This is a genomic window from Microbispora hainanensis, assembly GCF_036186745.1.
In the GTDB taxonomy this organism is placed as follows: Bacteria; Actinomycetota; Actinomycetes; order Streptosporangiales; family Streptosporangiaceae; genus Microbispora.
In genome coordinates, this window is sequence record NZ_CP108086.1 from 5,563,005 (window position 1) to 5,584,883 (window position 21,879).

The window sequence follows — 21,879 nt, forward strand, 5'->3', positions numbered from 1 at the left end:
CCTCTGCGCGGTGGCCGCGCTGCTGCCGGTACGGCTCGCGCGGGCCGGCCGCCGCCCTGGTGTCCGCCGTACCGCTGCCGTCCTGCTCGGAGGTGGGCGGATGGCGCTGATCGCGGTCACGTCTCCTGGAGGGGCGCCCGGGGTCACCACGGTGTGCCTGGCCGCCGCGTTCACCTGGCCCGACCCGGTGCTGCTCGCCGAATGCGACCCGTCGGGCGGCGGCGTGTTGCCGGGCTACTTCGCCGGGCAGCAGCCGTACCGGATCGGTGTCGCCGAGGTGGCCATGACGGCCGCGCGCGACCTGGAGGCGGCGCGGGTGCAGCTGGCCGAGGAGGCCGTTCCGCTGGATGGGGACGCCCGGCGCAGGCTGCTGCTGCCCGGGGTGGCCGACCCGCGGCAGGCCCTGCAGATCAAGGGCTCCTGGCCGCAGATCGCCCAGGTGTTGACGACCGCCGGACGCGACGTCATCGCGGACGTGGGCGCGCTCGGCGTGGAGAGCGTGCCGTACGCGATCCTCACCGCTGCGGACGCCGTGGTGCTCGTGCTGCGGCCGACGGTGCGGTTCGTTGCGATGGCCGGGCCGCGGATCGAGGCGCTCAGCCGCGGCGCCCTCGCCGCCACGCCCCGCTTCCTGCTCCTGATCGGCGAAGGGCCCTACCCCGCGGCGGAGGTCAGCCGGACGCTCGGAGGGACGCCCATCCTGGGGACGGTCCCAATGCTGCCGAAGGCCGCGCACATCCTGTCGGACGGCGCCGCCGGCCGCACAAGGTGGGCCGGCCGGTTGCAGATGTCCTCCCTGCTGCGGACGGTGGGCAACCTCGGGGCCCAACTGCGGGAGCGCCTCGAAGCGGCACCCGAGGAGCAGCCGGTCGCCGCGGTTGGGGTGGTGCCACCTGCGTCCTTCGGCGCCGGCCCCGACCTTCACTCCGGCCCCGCCGCGGGTGCCGAGTCTGGGGGAGGGCGAGCATGAGTGAGCACCCGCTGTGGCTGGCCGAGGACCTTCCCGCTGCCCCCGCCGCCCGCCCGGCCGGGCCGGGAAGCCTGCCGCCGATCCCCGGCATCCCCACCCCGACCGACGACGGCCTCGACGACGTGGCGTTCCGTGCGGCGGTCGGCGACATCAGCGCCCGCGTGGCCGACGCCCTGGAAGGGGCGGCCGGCCGGGAGGAGGCCGTCCAGCTCATCGACGCCGCAACCGCCGCCTGGTCCCGAGAGCGACTCACCGACGGCGTCGTCATCTCACCCGGGACGCACGCCCGTCTGGTCCGCGCGGTCGAGGACGAGCGCTACGGCCTGGGCGCGCTGCAATCGCTTATCGCCGATGCGGCGGTGCAGAACATCGACATCAACGGCTGCCGCGAGGTCTGGGTCACCTACGCCGACGGGCGCAAGGTACGCGGTCCGGCGGTCGCCGGCAGCGACGAGGAACTCATTCAGCGGATCCGCATGTGGGGCGTCCACGGCGGCCAGACCTCCCGGGAGTTCTCCACCGTCACCCCCGTGCTCAACGCCGCCTTGAAGGAGCGGGTGCGGCTGTCGGCGGTCATGGCGATCACACCGCGCCCGCACGTGTCGATCCGCTGCCACCGGCACGTCGACGTCACCCTGACCGACCTGGTCGAGCTCGGCACTCTCGAGGCCGGGCAGGCGTCGTTTCTCGCCTCGGCGGTGCGGGCGCGTAAGGACATCCTGGTCACCGGCGGGGTCAACGCCGGGAAGACCACGATGCTGCGGGCCCTGGCCGCCGAGATCGACCCCGACGAGCGGATCGCCACGCTGGAAAGCGAGTACGAGCTCTACCTGGACCAGCTGCCGCACCGGCACCGCGACGTGGTGGCCTTCGAGTCACGCCAAGCCAACAGCGAAGGCCACGGCCAGATCACCCTTGATGCGGCGATCAAACACTCGCTGCGGATGAACCCGGTGCGGATCATCGTCGGCGAGGTCCGCGCCGACGAGGCGTGGTCGATGTTGCAGGCCATGAACTCGGGCCAGGAAGGCTCGCTGTGCACCATCCACGCCAACTCCGCCGAGAAGGTCTTCCCCCGCCTGCTCATGCTGTGCCGCTCCGGCGGCCTCGTGCTGGATTCCGAGGACATCCACGGGCTGGTTGGCATGGCCGTCGACTTCGTCGTCCACCTGCGCCGCGACGTGCGCACCAACCGCCGCTACGTCACCGAGGTGCTGGAGGTGCTGCCGCCCGCCGACACGCCGACGCCCGCGCGCAACCACATCTACCGCCCCGGCCCCGACGGGCGTGCGATCCCGGCGACCTCCCCGCAGTGCCTGGACGACCTGGTCGCCGCCGGGTTCGACCCCGCCGTGCTGTGGAGGGCGTCATGACCGGCGCGCTGCTCGCGCCGCTGGCCGGCGGGCTGGGCGCGGCCGGGATCGTCTGCCTCGTGCTCGCCGTACGCGGCAGGGCCCCGGCGCCGCCCAGGCCGGACGGCCACCTGGCCACCCTTGCCCGCGCGGCCGGCGACGTCGCAGTGCGCCGGCAGGCCGGGGCAGCGATCCTGCTCGGCCCCGCGGTGTTCCTGCTGACCGGATGGCCCGTCGCCGGCCTCGCCGCCATCGGCGCCTGCTTCGCCGTGCCACGCCTGACGGGAGGGCGCGGCGCCCGCTCGCGCATCGCCCGCCTGGAAGGGCTGGAGCAGTGGACGCGGCGCCTTTCCGACCTGCTCGGCGCCGCCTCCGGGCTCGAGGACGCCCTGGCCCGCAGTGTCGAGCACCCGCCCGAGGCGATCGCCGCCGAAGTGCGCGACCTGGGCCGCAAACTCGCCGCCCGGGCGGACACCGAGCAGGCGCTGCGCGCCTTCGCCGAAGCCCTCGACGACCCGGTGGCCGACCTGATCGCCGCCGCGCTCATCCGCGCCGCGTCCCGGCGCGGCGCCGGCGTACGGCAGGTGCTGACCAATCTGGCGGCCATGGTCGCAGCCAACGTCGCCGCCCGGCGGGAGGTCGAAGCCGAACGTGCCCGCCACCGCGCCACCGTCCGCTGGATCATGGCCTTCCTGTTCGGCTACAGCGGCTTCGCCGCGTTGAACAGGGACTACGTGGCCCCGTTCGGCACCACCGCCGGACAAATAGCGCTTGCGGTCGTCGTCGCCTGCTACGCCGTCGGGCTGTGGTGGCTGCACCGCCTCGGCACCGCCCGCCCACCTGGCCGCTTCCTCACCGGGGGAGTGCGATGAACCTGTTCCTGCTGGCCGGGGCCCTGATCGGGTTCGGGCTGTTCCTGCTGGTGCGCGAGCTGCGGCCGGCCCCGCCCCGGCTGGAGGAGGCGGTCGCCCGCCTGCGCGCCGACTACGTCCCACCCGACACCAGCGGCGACCTGGCCCAGCGGCTCGGCCGCCTCATGGCCACCCACCTGGGGTCGCTGCCGTGCCCCCACCGCGACCTGGCGCTGCTCGGCCGCCCGGTCGAACGCTTCCTCGCCACCAAGCTCGGCCTGGCCGTGCTCGGCCTGCTGCTGCCCGCCGGGATCGCCGCGCTGATAGCGGCCACAGGTAGCACCCCCGGCGTGGCGCTGCCCGCCGGAGCGTCCCTGCTCGGCGGGGTGGTGCTGTTCTTCGCCCCCGACCTGACCGTGCGGTCCGAGGCCGCCCGCCGACGGGCCGACTTCCGGCACGCCATCACCGGCTACCTCGACCTGGTGGCCCTGGAACGCAGCGCCGGCGCCGGACCCGTCGACGCCCTGGAAAAGGCCGCCTCGGTCAGCGACGGCTGGGCGTTCGCCCGCATCACCGCCGTGCTGGAGCTGGCCCGCCGGAACCAGCGGCCCGCCTGGGAAGGACTTGCCCGGCTGGGCGAGCAGGTCGGCATCGCCGAGCTCACCAACCTGGCTGACATCGCCGCCCTCGCCGGGCAGGAAGGCGCCCGCGTCCTGGACACCCTCATCAGCAAGGCCGCCTCCATGCGCGGCCAGGCCCTGGCCGCCGCCAAAGCCGAGGCCAACGGCCGCACCACCGCCATGGTCATCCCCATCGCCCTGCTCGGCGCGGCCTTCCTGCTGCTTTTGACCTTCCCCCAGATCTACCGGCTGGCCATCGCCGGCTGACCCCCTCAAGGAGACCGATGCGCCTTCCCACTGTCATGTCCTCGCAGCTCACCCTCCTGCTCGTGCGCGCGCAGGCCGGCCTGCAGCGTCTGCGCGAGGACCGCGGCGCCAGCACCCTGGAATGGGTCGTCCTCACCACCCTGATCATCGGCATCGCCATCGCCGCCGCCGCGGTGATGAAGGACAAGGTCACCGAATGGCTCGCCAAGATCCCGTGACCACTCCTGATGCCGCCGATTTGCGGCGTTCCCGCCGTGGCGTGCGGTGCCAGGTGCTGCGCGATCGCGGGGCGGCCACCTTGGAGATGGTCATCCTGTTCCCGCTGCTGCTCCTGGTCGTGGCCGCGGCGGTCCAGGCCGTCTTCGTCTACCAGGCCCACTCCACCGCCCAGGCGGCCGCGCAGGAAGGCGTCCGCGCGGCCCGCACCGACGGCGCCTCCCGCTCCGCCGGACCAGCCGCCGCGGTGCGCTTCGCTACCCGCGTCGGCGGCGCCTTCCTCACCCACCCCGACGCCCGGGCGGGCGGCGACGCCGGCACCGTCGAAGTCGTCGTCACCGGCCGGGTGCCGTCGTTCCTACCTATCGCTCAGTGGACCGTCTCGGAGGTCGCCCGCGCCCCGGTCGAACGCTTCATCCCCGCGGACCGCCCATGAGCTGCCGACGCACGCCGCAGGACGGCGAGCGGGGAAGCGCAACGCTGGAACTGGTGGTCCTCGCCCCCGCACTGCTGGCACTCATCGCCCTGGTCGTCCTCACCGGGCGCATCGCCACCGCCTACAGTGCGGTCGAGTCGGCCGCTCGCGACGCCGCCCGGCGGGCGTCCATCGCCCGCGCCCCCGCCGAGGCCCGGCGCGCCGCCACAACCAGTGCCGCCGCCGCGCTCCGCCGCGAGGGCCTGCGCTGCGCCCCGTCGATCGCGGTGGACACCAGTGGATTCTCCCGGCAGGTCGGCACGCCTGCCCAGGTCGTCGCCCGCGTGACCTGCACCGTCCAGCTCGGCGACCTGCTGCCCGGACTGCCCGGCCAGAAGACGGTCCGCGCGTCCTTCGCCTCGCCCATCGACCCCTACCGGGGGAGAGCTCTGGGGTTCGCAGATCCTGGCGGTTCCTCAGCCGGCAACGAGCGTGCCAAGACGGGAGGCGTCCGTGTGTGAAGGTGTGAGCCAGCGGACCGAGACGAGCCGCCTGCCGGATTGTGCGAGCTCAGTGATTGCTGCGGAGGTGCCGGCGGGCCCGGTTCCACACGTCTTCGAACTCGGCCGCAGTCAGAGCGTGAGGCTCGTATCCGTCCCACTCCTGCACAGGGCTCTCCGCGGTCAGGCCGTAGGTCGCCTCGTACTGGCTGAGCCGGCCTGCTGCCTGAGCCTGCTGCCATTCCGTCAGGGACGCCGCGACGATGGGGATGCCGTCCGGTCCCCGGAGTTCGACCTGGCGGTTCACCCAACCGTCGGCATCAACCTCGAAGTAGAACCAGATGTCCTCTTCATCCCAATAGGTGCGGAACCAGCGCGTCATCGCTTTAGGATGCCGGACGCGACTGACAGGGCACGACGTGACGAGGCCAAGATACTCGGGGGCTGCGGCGCAGCGGGTGGCAGCGTGAACGCTCATGTCGACCAGGTCACCATCGCCCCGTCCTTGAGCGCCTTCCCAGGCCAGACGGTCCACCACGGCCATCTGACCCTGATGGCGTCGACATGACCAGGACACGCGACCGCGGGTCGGTCACGCTGTTTACCGCCGTGGCGGTGTTCCCGCTGATGCTGGTGCTCGCCGGCTTCCTGTGGGACGGCACCGCCAAGCTCCGCGCCGGCCGCGAGGCCTACAACATTGCGGAAGAGGCGGCCCGGGCTGGCGCCGGATACGTCGACCGCCGCGCCGCCTACACCGACGGCCGATACATCGTCGACCAGGTCGCCGCTCTGCGCGCCGCGCGCTCCTACCTCGCCACGACCGGCCACACCGGGACCGCCGCGCCGGTCGGCACCCACGCCATCCAGGTCCGCGTACGGGTGAGTGAACCCACCCTGTTCCTGGCCCTGATCGGCATCAACGACATCGCGGTGACCGGGTCGGCCACCGCCCGCCTCGTTCCCGGCGTGGAGGGAGAACTTCGATGATCAGGTTCCGTCTGCTGGACGGGCTGCGGGCGCTGCTGGCGGCCGCCGTCTTGACCGCGCTCATCGCCGGCGTACCCCTCATGTTGTATGCGCTGGCCGGATCCCCCGTACCCGCCCACCTCCCCAGCCTGGGCGAGATCGGCCACGCGCTGACCCACCGCGACGACGGCACCCTCTTCCTCACTGTCGTGAAGGTCGTCAGCTGGGCGGCGTGGGCGAGCTTCGTGGCCAGCACCCTGGTCGAGCTCGCCTCCCGCATCCGCGGCCGCGCCACGCCGCACCTGCCCGGCCTTGGCGCCACCCAATGGCTGTCGGCCCAGCTCATTTCCTCGGTCGCGCTCGCCGCCGGCTCGCCGGCCGCGTTCGTAATGGCCGCCGTCCCGCCCGCCGCCGTGGTCGCCGCCGCACCCGCCGCACTGGCCGACACCACCACCGCCTCACCGGACGCCGGGCACGACCCGCCACGCTTCGCCGGAGCTGACGTGCCATCGGGGGTTGGACAGCCCACCATGACTGGGGCGCACACCGCGTCTGACCAGGCGCACGCCCGGGTGCTGCGGCTCACGCACGCGGCCTACCAGGTGCGTCGCGGCGACTGCCTGTGGACCATCGCCGAACGCCACCTCGGCAACGGCGACCGCTACACCGAAATCGCCCAGCTCAACAGGGGCCGTGTGATGACCGACGGCGCCCGTTTCACCCGGCCCGACGTGATCCGTCCCGGCTGGGTGCTGCGCATGCCGGCCGCCGCGACCGACCTCGACCGGCCACAACCGCCCCTCCCGGATCGCCATCTCGGCCACCCGAGCGACGCCTCCGAGTTCTCCCGCCCGCACGATGGCGCTCCCTCCTCGCCCCAACCACCGGCCACACAGGACTTCCCGAAGGCGGGGGAGCAACCGGCAGCCGTACGAGACGCGGCCCCGCTCGCACGCACACCGCAGACCGGCGAGGCGCGTGCATCGGCGCCGGAACCGACCGCGATCCTGCTGACCGACGGCGGGGAGGCGGAAGACAACGGTCCCAGCGCGCCGGTTGCGGCGTTCGCCGGGGGAGTAGCCGTAGGGTCCCTGCTCACCCTCGCCCGCCTCCGCCACGCCCAACGCCAAACACGCCGCCGCGGCCGCCGCATCGCCCTGCCCGCCGACCCAGACACCCTGCGCACCGAGCAGGAACTGCGCCGCCTGGCCGCACCCGACGCCCGCACATGCGCCCGCCAGGCCCTGGCCACGCTTGGCGGCGTCCTAACCGCCGCCGGCCGCGACCTGCCGCACGTGCTCGGCGCACGCGTCTGCGTGGATGCCGTCGAACTGCTGTTGGCCCAGCCCGCCGGCACGCCACCAGCCCCGTTCACCCAGGGCCGCACGAAGGCGACCTGGCGCATCGACCTCGACAGCGCACCCAACGCGGACAGCGCCCGGGACGTGCTCCCTGCACTGCTCACCACCGGATACCTCGACGACGGACACGCACTCCTGGTGAATCTCGAACGCCTGCAGACCGCCACCGCGACCGGCCCCGATGAGCTGGTCGACCGCTTCCTCACCACCGCGGCCACCGAACTCGCCACCGGTGATGGGCCATGGTTCGACGTGCTCGCCGTGGGCTTTCCCGAACTGCAGGCGGCCGGCGATCGCATCCGACCCTGCACGGACCTGGCCGAAGCGCTCGGCCTGCTCGCCGACCGGGCCCGCGACCTCCGCGGACGGCTCGCCACCACTGACGGCCCAACCGGCGTGTCCGGCCGGCGCCTGCACGACCCTGATGGGGACTGGACTCTCACCGTCCTCATCAGCAGGACCACTCCGTCGCCCGATCAGATGGCTCGGCTGGTCGACACCGTCACCGCCCTGCCCGGCGGTCTGGCTGCCCTCGTTCCCGTAGACGCCGCAGGCGCGCCCGCGCGGTTCGCCCTGTCGCAGGACGACCAGGGGCCGCGGCTGGACGTCACCCCGCTCGGCCTCACAGTGCGGCCGCACCTGATCTCGGCCGAGTCCTACCAGCGGCTCGGGGAACTGTTCACCGTTGCCGGCGACATCAGCGACGTCGCCGCCGACGCCCCGCTGTATAACGCGTATGCGGACGAAAGCCAGCTGCCGCTGGCAGGCGGAGCAAGCAGGTCATACGTCGCTGGAGCGGCCGATAGCCAGCAGGAAGACGGGGAGTCGGGGGGAAAACCCGCACTGCCAGAAGTTGCCCAGCCCGAGCCGCAGCGCGATGAGGTACAGAACGCTGTGCAGGTGTCCATCCTCGGGCCGCTGGAGATCACCGGCACAGTCGCCGACCTCCAGCCGAAGATGGCCGAGCTCGTGCTCGCCCTGGCCTTGGCCGGGCCGACCGGGCTACGCAACGTCCAGCTCGCCGCCATGATGGGCCCCGACCCCGACACCCCCAAGCCCTCCGACCAGCTGCGCCAGCTCATCACCCGCACCCGCGGCAAACTCGGAAAGGCCTCCGACGGCCAGGCACGCATCCTGTGCGACTCCACCTACGTCTACCGCACCCACGCCATCACTCTGGACTGGACCCGCTTCCAGGAACTCGCCGACCGCGGCGCCAAACGCAACTCCACCATCGACCTCTGGGACGCCCTTGCCCTGGTCAGGGGGCCGGTGCTGGACGGCTGCTACCACTGGTGGCTAGAAACCCCAGTAATCGAGAACATTCGCGCCGAAATCGTCGACGCCGCCGACCTGCTCGCTGAACTCGAACTCGATGCCGGCCGCCCTGACCGCTCCGCACGCGCAGCACGGCAGGGACTCACCTCCGACCCCTACGCCGAGCAGCTGTGGCGGGCGCTGATGCGGGCGGAGTACGAGGCCGGGAACATGAGCAGGGTCCACGAGGCGTGGAAGGCCTGCCTCAAGGCGATCGCCGAAGTCAGCGCCGACGGCGACCCTCACCCCGAAACCGCCGCCCTCTACGGACGGCTCACCTCTGCCCGACGCCCCACCTGATGGCTTCCGTGCGGCTACGCCAAGCGGTTTCGGCGGTGATCAGAGCAGCTGATGCGACAACCGGGCTGGCCGCGGCCAGCCCCTCAGCTCCCGCCCCCGGCAACCACGGCCGTATCTCAGGCCTGGTATCGATCCCGTTTCGGGGCGTGCGCCTACAGGGGTGAGTCTCCGGCGTCATAGGCACTACCGGCACGTCTCCTGCGCTGTTACGTCAAGAGGGATTCGGCGATGTGATGTAGATCGCACACCTGTGCTTCGCTGCCCCCTCTTCGTTTTTGGAACGCGCCTGGTGGGGCGTTATGGACGGGAATCTGGCCTGCCGTCCACGTAACGGCACGTGATCATCCAGATGCGAAGTAGGTCTTGACCTGGGGTTGTCAGGCACGCATGATCCCGTTTGGTCTCTTTATTTCGGCTTTATTGGGGCGAGCGGCGATGCCTGCCGCGCGCTTCGCTTTGCGTGCGGAGGAGCTCGGCGTGCCGATTTCGCGTGCCCGGAAACTGCTGCCCGGCACAATTCATGGCCGTTTCTCTCGGGCGTGGGTTGGGGCGGTGGTCATCCTCGGAGTGTTCGTCGCCGGGGTCGGCGTGCCGGACGGGTTGGTCACACCGGCCAGCGCCGCCGTGGAGGCACCGCAGCAGGAGCGGAGCGTGGAAGCCCGTCCGGTCGCGGTCCCGACTCCCCGTGTGAAGGGCGAGGAGGCGTCCCACCCGGCGAAGAAGCCGCCGGCGCCGGTGTGGCCGAAGAGCGGGTCGGCGCGGGTGAACGTGGTGGCGGGCAAGGCCGCGGCCGTACCGGGGTTGCCGGTGACGGTGGCCGCGCCGGACGCGAAAGCGAGCGCCACGCCGCGGCCGGGCGCGTCGCCCTCGAGTAGGAAGCCGGCATCCGCCGCGCGGGGTGAGAAGGCGCCGAAGGCTGCGCCGTCGCAGGAACCGGTGAAGCCGACCCCGGGTTCTGTAACGGTGAAGACGTTCGACAACACCGTGGCCCGAAAGGTCGGCGGTGTCGGCATGGTGCTGCAGCTGACTCGAGCGGACGGCGGCACGGCTCCTGCGGCGGCGAAGGTCACGGTGGACTACTCCTCGTTTCGCGGTGCGGGCGGGGGTGGGTTCGCCTCCCGGTTGACGCTGGTGCGGTTGCCGGCGTGTGTGCTGGCCCAGCCGCTGACGGCCGAGTGCGCCAAGCAGCGGTCGGCGCAGCTGCGGGTGTTGCCGGTGGTCAACGACGTGAAGACCGGCCATCTGACGGCCGAGGTCGAGGTCGCCCCCGCGGCGGGCGGCACCTCCACGGCCGCGGCCGGTAGCGCCGTAACCGGTGGGGCGCAGGCCACGCCTCCGGCAAGCGCCTCGGCCGGGGCTGCTGCCGCTGGAGACACCGCTGCCGGCTCCGCCGATGGGTTCGTCTATGCGGTGGCGGCCTCTGCTGCGGCGACGGCGTCGGGGTCGTTGACGGGTGATTTTGCGGCGTCGCCGTTGAAGCCGTCGGGGACGTGGCAGGCGGGCCAGTCGGGTGGGGCGTTCTCCTACAGTTACCCAATCACGGCCCCGCCCGCCCCGTCCGGGGACGCCCCTGAGCTGGCGTTGCAGTATTCGTCGGCGGCGGTGGATTCGCTGACCTCGCAGACCAACAACCAGTCCGGCCTGGTCGGGATGGGCTGGGAGCTGAACACCGGGTTCATCGAGCGGTCGTTCGTGTCGTGTTCGGGGTATGCGAAGTCGGGCCGGATGGGCTACAACACCGCCCAGGTGGGGTGGCCGGACAAGTGCTGGGAGTCGCCGTACGGGGATCCGACCTCCTCGAAGCTGACGTTGTCGCTGGACGGCCGTTCCACCGACATCGTCAAAGACACCTCCGGCAAGTGGCGCACGGTGGAGGACTACGGCTGGAAGATCGAGCCGATGTCGTCGCAGTCGTGGTGGCGGATCACCACCCAGGATGGCTCGGTCTACCGGTTCGGCTACAACACCGACTCCTCGCTGGCGATGGCGTTCATCGGTGACGACGAAGGCGAGCCGTGTCATCAGTACTACCCCGAGCCCGGCAGCGGCGAGGACAGCGTTCAGCAGCTCTGTGAAAAGCCCTGGCGCTGGATGCTGGACCAGGAGGTCGACCCGAACGGCAACGTGATCGACTACTCCTACGACAAGGAAGAAGACGGCTACTGCACGGTCGCGCTGGACTACGACAGCAGGTGCGACCCGGAGTACGACAGGGCCGTCAACGTGTCCGCGGTGAGCTACGGCCATAACATCAACGTTCCCGGCTCGAGCCCGACCGCGCGGATCGTGTTCACCACCTCTGATCGGGCCTCCGGCGGCGTTACCGACGAGCCGGAGTTCTGCGAGGACGGGCGCGACTATTCGGACTGCGTGTACGGCACAGGGCCGCGGTTTTACACAAGCCGGATACTGAGCTCGATCACCACCCAGACCCTGGTCCCGGGCACGACCGACGACTGGGAGGACGTCACCCGGTGGGACCTGTCGTATCAGTGGCTGGACGGCGGTGGCTGGAACGGGGACGAGTACCCCATCTTGTGGCTGGACTCCATCCAGCAGGTCGGCCTGGCCGGCGGCAACGGAACGCAGATCGCCCTGCCGCCGACCACGTTCGAGGCGACCTTCCGGAACAATGCCGTCAGCATCGAGCTGGACTCGGTGGAGTTCCCCCGCATCGGCGCGGTGAACAACGGGCTGGGCGGCCGCAGTGAGGTGGAGTACGAGCAGGAAAACCCCTGCCCGGAAATGGCGCAGTATCCCCCGAGCGACATCTGGGACGACTCCGGCTACGACTGCTACTTCATCACCACCCGCTACGACATCGTCAACGACGACTGGTACTACTACGGCGAGGTCTACGCCAAGTGGCTGGTGACGTCGGTCACCGACATTGACATGGTGGGCGGCTCACCCAGCCAGGTCACCAGCTACTCCTATGAGGATGATCCGGGCTGGGCGGTCCCGGACAACCCCCTGGCCGTGCGCGACCCGTTCATGCCTGAGGACTACACCGAATGGCGCGGTTACGGTCAGGTGACCACCACCGTCGGCGGCGGGTCCGGCTCTTCCGGGGTCAGCACCACCTCGGCCAAGTTCTTCCGCGGCCTGGGCCGGTCCATCACCGACTTCGACGGCCACAGCGTCCCGGATCCCATCGAGCTGAACGGGCGCACCCTGCAGGAACAAGTCCGCGACAGCAATGGGGAGAACTCCTCCACACGGTATGAGTACGAGGTAGTCGAGACCGGCGGCGGCCCGGGCACGCGTAACCCCTCTCGCGTGAACCAGACGCGGGAGGTGTCCCGGGAGAAGACCACCACCGGGTGGCGCTACACCGACACCAAGACCACCTACAACTCCGACGGGCTGCCGAAAACGGTCAACGACTACGGCGACACCAGCATCGCGTCCGACAACACCTGCACCTCCATCACCTACGCCCGCAACACGACGACGTGGATGCTCAACTACCACGCGTCGGAGGAGAAGCATGCGGGTGACGACTGCACCAGCGGTGACCTGCTGAGCCGTATCGTCTACCTCTACGACGGAGCGAGCGACCCGTCCGCCAACACTCCCACCCATGGGAACGTCACCGAAACCCGCGCCTACTCCACCACCACTCACTACGCCACGATCAAGTCGACCTTCGACAACTACGGCCGGCCGCTCACCACGACCGAGCCGTCCGACCCGTCCGAGCAAAACCCAAAGAAGACCACCACGACCTACACCCCAGCCGTCGGCTGGCCATGGCAGGGCGTGACGGTCAAAAATCCGCTCCAGCACCAGGTGACCACCTGGTCCTCCCAGTACAACGGTCAGCCGGTCGGCATGCAGGACGCCAACGACAACAAGGTCAACATCGACTACGACGTCCTGGGCCGAACGCTGCAGCTGTGGACTCCGGATGCGCCCAAGCCTGACCGCAACGACACCGACCTCAGCGACAATCCCCCCGCGGCGAAGGTCGCCTACGCCGTCACCGGTAGCCAGCCATCCCGGACCATGGTGTCGCGCCTGCAGTCCGGCGCCGGCACTAGAACCCCCAAATACACCTCCACCTACACCTACAGCGACGGCTTCGGCCGCGAGCGTGAGGTGCAAACCGCCTCGCCGACAGGCGGCCGGATCGTTCAGGTCACCGCCTACAACGAGCGCGGCCTGACCGAGCGGACCTCCGCTCCGGTGTACAACGGGAGCGCGCTTGGATCGGGCCTGCTGAACCCCGCATGGAGCACGGTTCCGCAATGGTCCAAGCAGGAGTACGACCGGCTCGGCCGAGTCACCGCCCAGGTGGACATGACGGCCGACGCGACCGGCGAGAAAGAGTTCCGCCGTACGACCACCAACTACCTGGGCGCGGACAAGTACGAGGTGATTCCGCCGGTGGGCGGCAAGACGGTGTACTACACCGACGCCGCCGACCAGGTCACCAAAATCGAAGAATGGCTGAGCGGCGGGGGCAGCGGTCAGCAGGCGGCAGCTGTGGCAGGGCCGGTGCCGCCGGGTTCTTCGTCCAACTCCTCTGCCGTGACTGCCTCGGCGACGTCGCAGGCCGCGCCCGCACAGCCGTCTTCGTCCGCTGCCTCTTCCGGGGCTGCCGCGCAGCCTGAGGTCCGGGCGGCTGCCGATGCGGCGCTCAAGGCCGCGGTCAAGCAGGGCAAGCGGGTGCAGGTCGACGCGGCGACGACCGATTCCTCGGTGGTGTATGCCAACCCGGATGGCAAGACCTTCACCGCCGAGTTCACCGCTGGCCCCTCCCGGGTGAAGCAGGGGCAGTCCTGGGTGCCGATCGACACCTCGCTCGTGGACGAGGATGGGGTATTGCGGCCGAAGGCCGCGGCCGCTCAGGTGGAGTTCTCCACCGGAGGGACAGGCGTGTTCGCGAAGATGACACGGCAGGACGGCACGGTCTTCGCGCTGTGGTGGCCGAGCGCGCTGCCCCGCCCCTCCGTGAAGGGGAACACGGCGACCTACGCCGATGCGGCAGGGCCGGGGGCCGATCTCGTGGTGACCGCGCTGGCCACCGGGTTCCGGCACGATGTCGTGCTGCGGCGCAGGCCGTCCGGTCCGGTGGAATACCGGCTGCCTGTCGAGACATCCGGCTTGACCCTGAAGACCGCGGAGACCGGTGGCCTGACCCTGAGCGACAAGGGTGGCACGGTCGTCGCGGCGGCCCCCACGCCGGTCATGTGGGCGTCCTCCACGCCCGATGCCGGCGCGGACGCGAAGGGTAAGCGGCGCCCGCGAAAGCGTGGGAAGATCACCACCAGTGTCGTGCAGGAGCAGGGCCGCCAGGTGCTGGTGCTTCAGCCCGACCCCGGTTTCCTGGCTGACCCGGCCACCACCTATCCGGTGACGATCGATCCCACGACCACGCTTCCGCTGAGCAGCGACACCTACGTCATCAAGGGCGAGAGCAGTACTCACGCGGGTGACTCCGAGCTCGTCGCCGGTGCGGTCTTCAACTTCGTCGGTGTCGAAGTCGCGCGTTCCTATCTGAAGTTCGACACCAGCTCCTTGGCGGGCGCGACCGTGTCAAGCGCCACGCTCAGCGCCTATCAGATGTGGGTCGATTCCTTCGAATGCGCCACCGGTGGCATCGTCGCGGCGCGGGTGACCTCCAGCTGGAACCCCAGCACCGTCCTGTGGACGAACAAGCCCACCACGACCACCAGCGGCCAGGCCACGGCGTCGGAGACCGGTGGCTGTTCCGGCGACCGGTCCATGTCGTGGAGGGTCACCTCGATGGCGCAGGCGTGGGCGTCGGGGACTGCGAACTACGGCATCGAACTGCGCGGAACTGATGAGAGCAACGCCGCCGACTATGAGGTCGGGTTCGCATCGTCCGAGGTCGGCTACGGCGACCCTCCCACGTTGAGTGTCACCTACACCCTGCCCTCGGCCCCCGCGGCCTCCAAGCTGTCGATCACCCCGGTCACCGGGTCCGCGGTGTCGTCGCTGACACCGACCCTGCACGCAACCGTCTCCGACCCCGCCGGGGGAAACCTGCGGGCCGACTACGAAATCGAGCACGACCCCGCCTACACCGCGGAAGGCACCGGCCAGATCTGGACCGGCAGCTCGGCCACCGTCACCTCCGGCAACGATGCCCCCGCCGTCGTTCCGGCCGGGAAACTCACCGACGGGTGGCACATCCGGTGGCGGGCCCGGGCCACCAACACCGGAGCCTCCGTCTCTTCGGCCTGGTCGGCTTGGCAAACCACGACCGTGAACGTGCCGGACCCGCTGGTGGACCAGTTCCAGGTGACCCCGTCGCAGGTGCTGTCGGGGGAGACTGTTACCTCCACCCTCACTCCTGCGCTGGCCGCCCGGGTAACCACACCCGACGCGGGGGCGTCGCGAGTGGAGTTCGAGCTGGAGCACGACCCGGCTGACACCGCCCATGGCACCGGCAGCATCTGGACCATCGGCAACACGCAGACAGGGACGGCCAAGTCCGCAGCGGCTGGCGCCGCCCCCGCCGCCAACGTGCCAGCCTCGAACGCGCCGGCCGCGGATGCGCCGCCATCGCACGTGCAGGACGACGCGCGCATGGGTGCGTCGGTTGAGGCGAAGCGGTCGGGTAAGCCGGTCGCGGTGGCAGGGTTGACCTCGGCGACGAGTTCGACTGTGGCCAACCCGGATGGCAAGACGTTCACCACGACGCTCAGCACCCGTCCGGCCAGGGTCAAGCGGGACGGGGCGTGGGTGCCGATCGACACCAGCTTGGTGGACAAGGACGGCGCCTTGGTGCCCAAGGCCGGGCCCCAGGTGAAGGTGTCCAACGGTGGTGACGGGCCGTTCGCCACTGTGGCCGATGAGGCGGGTAATTCGATTGCGCTGAGCTGGCCGGCCCCGCTGCCCAAGCCGATGGTCGAGCGGAACAAGGCCCGTTATGCCGATGCGGCTGGTCCTGGTGCCGATTTGGTGGTGACGGTGCTGCCTGGTGGTGTCCGCCATGACATCGAGTTGCGCGAGCGCCCCACTGCCCAACTCAACTACCGCATCAACGTGAAGACCACCGGGTGGAAGCTGCAGCAGGACGGCCAGGGCCGGCTCACGCTGACCGACAGTACGGGCAAGCTGGTCGCCCCGTTGGCACAGCCGGTCATGTACCCCGTGTCCGACCGTGGAGAGAGGAAGGCGGGGGACGCCCAGGCCGGGACCAACGCGAATGCGAAGGCGGACGCCAGAACTAAGGAGGCCAAGGGCCGGCACCGGCGCATGGGCCGTATCGCCACCCGCCTCACCGGTGAAGGTGATCACCAGGTGCTGGAGCTGACCCCGGACGCGGCGTTCCTGGCCGACCCCACGCTCACCTACCCGGTGACCGTCGACCCGACAGTGGATTTCTCACCTCAAGCCGACACCTTCGTCGCTAACTGGGACAGCGTCGGCGATACCCACGCCGATGACAATTACCTCGATATCGGCGTTGACGGCGGCGACGTCACGCGCGGCTACCTCAACTTTGACACCGCATTCCTCACCGGTGCGACGGTGGCGCAGGCACAACTGTCGCTGTTCAACTATGGTGCCCCTCAGTGCGCGCCGTTCGGCTCTGGCATTCAGGTCAGGAGGGTGACCTCCGCCTGGGACCCCTACACCGTCACCTGGAACAGCCAGCCGTATGCAACCAGCGAGGACGCGGTAGCCCGCCAGGACGCCTACGACATCGAACGCTGTGGCGACAACGGCATGGGCGGGATACCGGTCACGTGGGACGTCACCGGCATCGCCCAGGACTGGGCCGTCGGCCAACCCAGGTGGGGCCTGCAGATGCGAGCTGCGGACGAGAACGCGGATGAGGACTGGCGCGTCTACGACTCCTCTGAAGGTGCCGTCGCTTACCCTGGCTACTCGCAGGCGCCGGAGCTGACCGTGACCTACTCGCTGCCGTCGTCGTCTCCCACGCTCGGCAACCTGTCGATCACCCCCGTTACCGGGGGTGCGGTGTCGTCGTTGACGCCGACCCTGCACGCCACCGTCTCCGACACTGCCAGCGGGAGCCTGCGGGCCGACTACGAGGTCGAGCACGACCCCGCCTACACCGCAGAAGGCACTGGTCAGATCTGGGCGGGCAGCTCCGCTGGCGTCACCTCCGGCAACGATGCCCCCGCGGTGGTCCCGGCCGGGAAACTGAGCGACGGCTGGCACATCCGCTGGCGGGCCCGCGCCACCAACACCGGCACCTCTACCTCCTCGGCCTGGTCGGCCTGGTCGGCTGCCACCATCAGGGCGGCGCAGGACCCGGTGGTCGACAACGTCGCCTCCGGCACCCAGGCCACCCTCACCGTCCCCGCAGGAAAACTCGGCGACGGGTGGAAGGTCCGCTGGCGCGCCCGCGCGGTCGCCGCCGGATCCAACACCTCCGCCTGGTCCGGCTGGCAGGCCCTGACAGTGAAGGTCCCAGCCGCCACCGTCTCCCAGCTGCAGATCACTCCCGCCCAGACGTCCGGGCAGACCACCACTGTCACCTCGCTCACCCCGCAGCTGCTGGCCACCGTCACCGACACCTACGGGCAGCCGCTGCGGGCAGAGTTCGAACTCGAACACGACCCTGCCGACACCGCCCATGGCGCCGGCCAGATCTGGACCGCCGCGGTCGACAACGTCGCCTCCGGCATCCAGGCGTCGGTTAGCGTCCCTGGTGGGAAACTGAACAACGCGTGGGGAATCCGCTGGCGTGTCCGCGCGCTCAACACCGCCACCCAGGTGACGTCCGCCTGGTCGGACTGGCAGTCGGCCACCGTCGACATTGGCAATGTCCCGTCTGAGCCGGCGGTGAGCGCGCTACAGGTCGCTCCCTTCCAGGTCGTCGACGGCACCACAGTGACCTCGTCGCTGACTCCGCAACTGCTCGCTCAGGTCACCAATCCCGTCGGCGGCACGATGCGGGCGGAGTTTGAGCTCGAACACGACCCCGCCGACACCGAGCACGGCACCGGCCAGATCTGGACCACCGCGGTCGACGACGTCCCCGCCGGTACCCAGGCGACGGTCACCGTCCCCGCAGACACGCTGAGTGAGGGCTGGCTAGTGCGCTGGCGCGCCCGCGCCGTCGCCGGCGAGACCACCTCATCCTGGTCGGACTGGCAGACCGTCCGCGTTGACCAGCCCGACCCCGTGCTGGGCACCCTGCAGGTCACCCCGTCCGAGGCCGTGGACGGCAAGACAGTCAGCTCGTCGCTGACCCCGCAACTGCTCGCCCAGGTCACCGACCCCGCAGGCGGGAAGGTGCGGGCCGAGTTCGAGCTGGAGCACGACCCCGCCGCCCCCGAAGGCCAGGGCAACGGCCAGATCTGGACCACCGCGGTCGACGACGTGACCTCCGGCACGCAGGCGACCGTAACCGTCCCCGACGGCAAGCTGTCCGACGGGTGGCTGGTGCGCTGGCGCGCCCGCGCCGTCACCGCTGGCGGTACCTCCGCCTGGTCGGACTGGCAGCAGCTGACCGTGACCGACGGCTCGCTCATCCCGGTCGTAGGCAACCCCCGCACCCGCCCTGCCAACAACGGCACGACGATCACGTTGACTCCCGCCCTGCTGGCCACCGTCAGCTCGGCGCAGGGCGGGCAGCTCGGCGCCGAATTCGAAGTCGAGCACGACCCCGCCGACACGCAGCATGGCACCGGCCAGATCTGGACCACTTCTGTCAACGGGGTGACCTCCGGCAACGACGCCACGGTCACCATCCCTGCCGGCACTCTCAGCAACGGGTGGAAGGTTCGCTGGCGCGCCCGCGCTGTCAAGAACGGCATCGACTCGGACTGGACCGCCTGGCAATCGGTCACCGTCAGCGTGCCGAACCACTACGACACGACCTTCGAGTACGACCGCGACGGACAGACGGTCAAGCTGATCGACGCCAACGGCAATGTCAGCACTTTCACTTATGACCTACTCGGCCGCCGCACCGCATCCCACGACCCCGACGCGGGCGACTCCCAGCAGGCCTACGACGATGCTGACCACCTGCTGTGGTCGACCAACGGCAAGGGCCAGAAGGTCTCCTACTCCTACGATGACATCGGCAGGAAGACCGCCGTGTGGTCCGGGGAGCCCAACAGCGGCACCAAGCTGGCCGAGTGGGTCTACGACACGGTCACCACTAATGGGAAGGGGGAACTCACTTCCGCGACCCGGTACCTCGGCGGCAACGCCTACGTGGACACCATCACCGGCTACGACGAGATGGGCCGGCCCACCGGCTCCACGCTGACCATCCCCTCGTCCGAAGGGCTAATGGCCGGCACCTACACCTTCGCCACCACCTACACCACCACCGGGCAGGTAGCCACCTACACCATGCCCGCCGCCGGCGGCCTCCCCACCGAGACCCTCACCTCCACCTACACCGACCTGGACCTCCCCTCCCGGATGACCAGTGGTCTGGGCGGAGGGTTCACCTACATCGACTCCACCACCTACTCCGGCACCGGACGCCTGACCGACCGCGCCTATGGAGCAGGCGGGAAGATCAGGCGGCACCTGGACTGGGACCCGAACACCGGGCGAATCAAAAGCGTCACCACCACGACCAAGGCCGACACCAGCGGCCCCGTAACGGCGCAGGACGACCGCTACACCTACGACCTCTCCGACGAGATCACCAAGATCCTCGACGCCGCCGCAGCCAGCGGCGGCAGCACCGGCCAGTACGAATGCTTCACCTACGACGGCCTGCACCGCCTGTCCCAGGCCTGGACCACGACCGCGACCGACTGCGGCCAGGGCACGGCCTCGGCCGACAACCAGGGCATCGACCCCTACGCCCAGTCCTACACCTACGACGGCGCCGGCAATATCACCAGCCTGACCTCCAACGGTCAGGCCGCCATCTACGACTATCCCCAACCGGGAACCGATGCGGTCCGTCCCAACGCGGTCACCGCCATCAGTCGTCCCACCGGCACCGACACCTACGCCTACGACAACGCGGGTCAGCTCACCTCCCGCACCGTCGGCGGCAAGGCCGGCACCTTCACCTGGAACGAACTCGGCCAGCTGGACAAGGCCACTATCGACGGCCAGGACACCACCATGGTGTACGACGCCGACGGCGAACGCCTCATCCGCCGGGCCCCCGGTGGCAAGGCCACCCTGTACCTCGGCTCCATGGAAATCGAGGTCAACGGCGACAGCATCACCGGCAAGCGCTACTACACGGCCTCCGACGGCGCCACCATCGCCATGCGCACCGGCGGTGACGGCGTCACCTGGCTGATGTCCGGCCTGCACGGCTCCACCCAGCTCGCCGTCGACGACACCACCGGCAAAGTCTCCCGCGAACGCTACCTGCCCTATGGTCAGCGCCGCGGTGCCGACGACCTCCCCTTCACTGACCGAGGCTTCCTCGGCAAAACAGAAGACGACTCCACCGGCCTGGACTACCTGTCCGCCCGCTACTACGACCCTGCCATCGCCAAGTTCCTAAACACCGACCCCCTCCTCGACCTCCGCAAACCCCAATGGGCAAACCCCTACGGCTATGCCGGAAACAACCCTATTGGCACGTCCGATCCAACCGGACTTTCCCCGGAGCCTGAAAATTGCAAGGCCAACCCAAGTCAGCTCTGCCTCGAATGGATGACCACCCACAAGTTGGTTAATGGCCACTGGGTGGAAACCGGCTTTGGCTCTATCGATCTGAAATTGCCGGCAGGTGTAGATAAAGATAAATTTACAAAAGAGTGGGTAAAGAGGTATCACGATCAGGTCCTTGGTTCTCCAGGCATTCACTACCCCGGCATTCAGCAATCAGAAGAGTATGCACTCGCCCTAAGCATTTGCTGGGATATAGGATGTCCGAAATCGTTCATCGGTTACCTCCTGAATGGCTTTCATGCTAATAACAGCGCCATAGGAATGTATGACGGCGATGACCGTACTATCGGCAGCAACTACCGTTATGGACGTAACTCGGGTCGTTTCGGCAAGGGCAAGCTAGGCTGCAATAGCTTCGTCCCCGGCACCGAAATCCTCATGGCCGACGGCAGTCACAAGCCCATCGAAGAGGTAGGAATCGGTGACGAAGTCCTGGCCGCCGACCCAGTTATCGGGGAAGTGCTGGCTGAGCCGGTCCTCAATGTCATCGAGGGTAGGGGCGACAAGGATCTCATTAAAATTACCGTCGATATCGACGGTCCGAGCGGCGATAAGACGGGTGTCATTCTCGCCACCGACCAGCACCCGTTCTGGTCCGAGGACCAAGGGCACTGGGTCAACGCTAAGCACCTCGACCCTGGAACATGGCTTCGTACAGCTGCCGGCACTCACGTCCAGATCACTGCAGTCAAGAGCTGGACTGCCCACGATCAGGAGGTGCACAACCTCACGATCGCGGCTGTTCATACGTACTTCGTAGTAGTCGACAACACGCCGATCTTGGTGCACAATGCACCTTGCCGGCCGGGAACAAAGTTCAATGTACCAGCCCAGCCTGGTGTCTATGTCATTCACTTCAAGGACGGCAGCAAATATGTAGGAAGCGCTACCAAGAGCATGCGAGATAGGACCAACAAGTCTATGAGTTCAAGGCATGCAGTCAGGAAAGCGGGCTATACAATGGACGATATAGTCAACGTAACCTACTTCAACGTGCCTCCCGGAACGAGTAAGACTGCCCTTCGCCGCATGGAGCAGACTGTGATGGAAGGCATGAAGCTGCAAGGATTTCGCCTTGTAAATCTTAGAGACCCCGAAATAGCCGTCCCTATGGGCGGTTACTACTAATGA

11 protein-coding genes are annotated in these 21,879 nt (G+C 69.2%); 10 read left to right on the forward strand and 1 reads right to left on the reverse strand.

The genetic code is table 11. The features are described 5' to 3' along the window. Positions 1 to 10: 10 nt before the first annotated feature. Genes OHB01_RS26050 through OHB01_RS26080 form a run of 7 tightly spaced genes read left to right on the forward strand, consistent with a single transcriptional unit; the run spans position 11 to position 5,212 of the window. On the forward strand, positions 11 to 970 hold the full coding sequence (locus tag OHB01_RS26050) for a hypothetical protein (protein WP_328854083.1): 960 nt from the start codon (positions 11 to 13) through the stop codon (positions 968 to 970). Beyond that, positions 967 to 2,343: a CpaF family protein gene (locus OHB01_RS26055; protein ID WP_142652582.1), complete on the forward strand. Its 1,377-nt coding sequence runs from the start codon at positions 967 to 969 to the stop codon at positions 2,341 to 2,343. The genes OHB01_RS26050 and OHB01_RS26055 overlap by 4 nt, the downstream gene beginning before the upstream one ends. Continuing rightward, positions 2,340 to 3,194: a type II secretion system F family protein gene (locus OHB01_RS26060; protein WP_142652583.1), complete on the forward strand. Its 855-nt coding sequence runs from the start codon at positions 2,340 to 2,342 to the stop codon at positions 3,192 to 3,194. The genes OHB01_RS26055 and OHB01_RS26060 overlap by 4 nt, the downstream gene beginning before the upstream one ends. Beyond that, positions 3,191 to 4,060 carry a type II secretion system F family protein gene (locus OHB01_RS26065; protein ID WP_142652584.1) on the forward strand — a complete coding sequence of 290 codons (870 nt, stop codon included), beginning with the start codon at positions 3,191 to 3,193 and terminating at the stop codon, positions 4,058 to 4,060. The genes OHB01_RS26060 and OHB01_RS26065 overlap by 4 nt, the downstream gene beginning before the upstream one ends. A gap of 17 nt (positions 4,061 to 4,077) precedes the next feature. Next, complete coding sequence (locus OHB01_RS26070; protein WP_142652585.1) at positions 4,078 to 4,278, forward strand: hypothetical protein; 201 nt, start codon at positions 4,078 to 4,080, stop codon at positions 4,276 to 4,278. Then, the gene (locus tag OHB01_RS26075; protein ID WP_168066625.1) at positions 4,275 to 4,712 is read left to right on the forward strand and encodes a TadE/TadG family type IV pilus assembly protein; all 438 of its coding nucleotides are present in this window, start codon (positions 4,275 to 4,277) and stop codon (positions 4,710 to 4,712) included. Before OHB01_RS26070 ends, OHB01_RS26075 begins: the two co-directional genes overlap by 4 nt. Further along, a complete protein-coding gene (locus OHB01_RS26080; RefSeq protein WP_142652587.1) occupies positions 4,709 to 5,212 on the forward strand; it encodes a TadE/TadG family type IV pilus assembly protein in 504 nt (167 codons plus the stop codon). The genes OHB01_RS26075 and OHB01_RS26080 overlap by 4 nt, the downstream gene beginning before the upstream one ends. A 49-nt stretch (positions 5,213 to 5,261) precedes the next feature. Here the strand turns inward: OHB01_RS26080 and OHB01_RS26085 are convergent, their stop codons facing one another. Next, positions 5,262 to 5,735: a hypothetical protein gene (locus tag OHB01_RS26085; protein ID WP_205831258.1), complete on the reverse strand. Its 474-nt coding sequence runs from the start codon at positions 5,733 to 5,735 to the stop codon at positions 5,262 to 5,264. Positions 5,736 to 5,755: 20 nt separating this feature from the next. Here OHB01_RS26085 and OHB01_RS26090 point away from each other — a divergent pair, with 20 nt between their 5' ends. The 3 genes from OHB01_RS26090 to OHB01_RS26100 all read left to right on the forward strand — a co-directional run bounded on the left by OHB01_RS26090 (position 5,756) and on the right by OHB01_RS26100 (position 21,876). Then, positions 5,756 to 6,178, forward strand: a complete 423-nt coding sequence (locus tag OHB01_RS26090; RefSeq protein WP_142652588.1) for a pilus assembly protein TadG-related protein — start codon at positions 5,756 to 5,758, stop codon at positions 6,176 to 6,178. Next, a complete protein-coding gene (locus OHB01_RS26095; RefSeq protein WP_142652589.1) occupies positions 6,175 to 9,135 on the forward strand; it encodes a BTAD domain-containing putative transcriptional regulator in 2,961 nt (986 codons plus the stop codon). Before OHB01_RS26090 ends, OHB01_RS26095 begins: the two co-directional genes overlap by 4 nt. Before the next feature lie 387 nt (positions 9,136 to 9,522). Further along, positions 9,523 to 21,876 (forward strand): DNRLRE domain-containing protein, encoded by a 12,354-nt coding sequence (locus tag OHB01_RS26100; RefSeq protein ID WP_328854086.1) that lies wholly within the window; start codon positions 9,523 to 9,525, stop codon positions 21,874 to 21,876. Positions 21,877 to 21,879 lie beyond the last annotated feature (3 nt).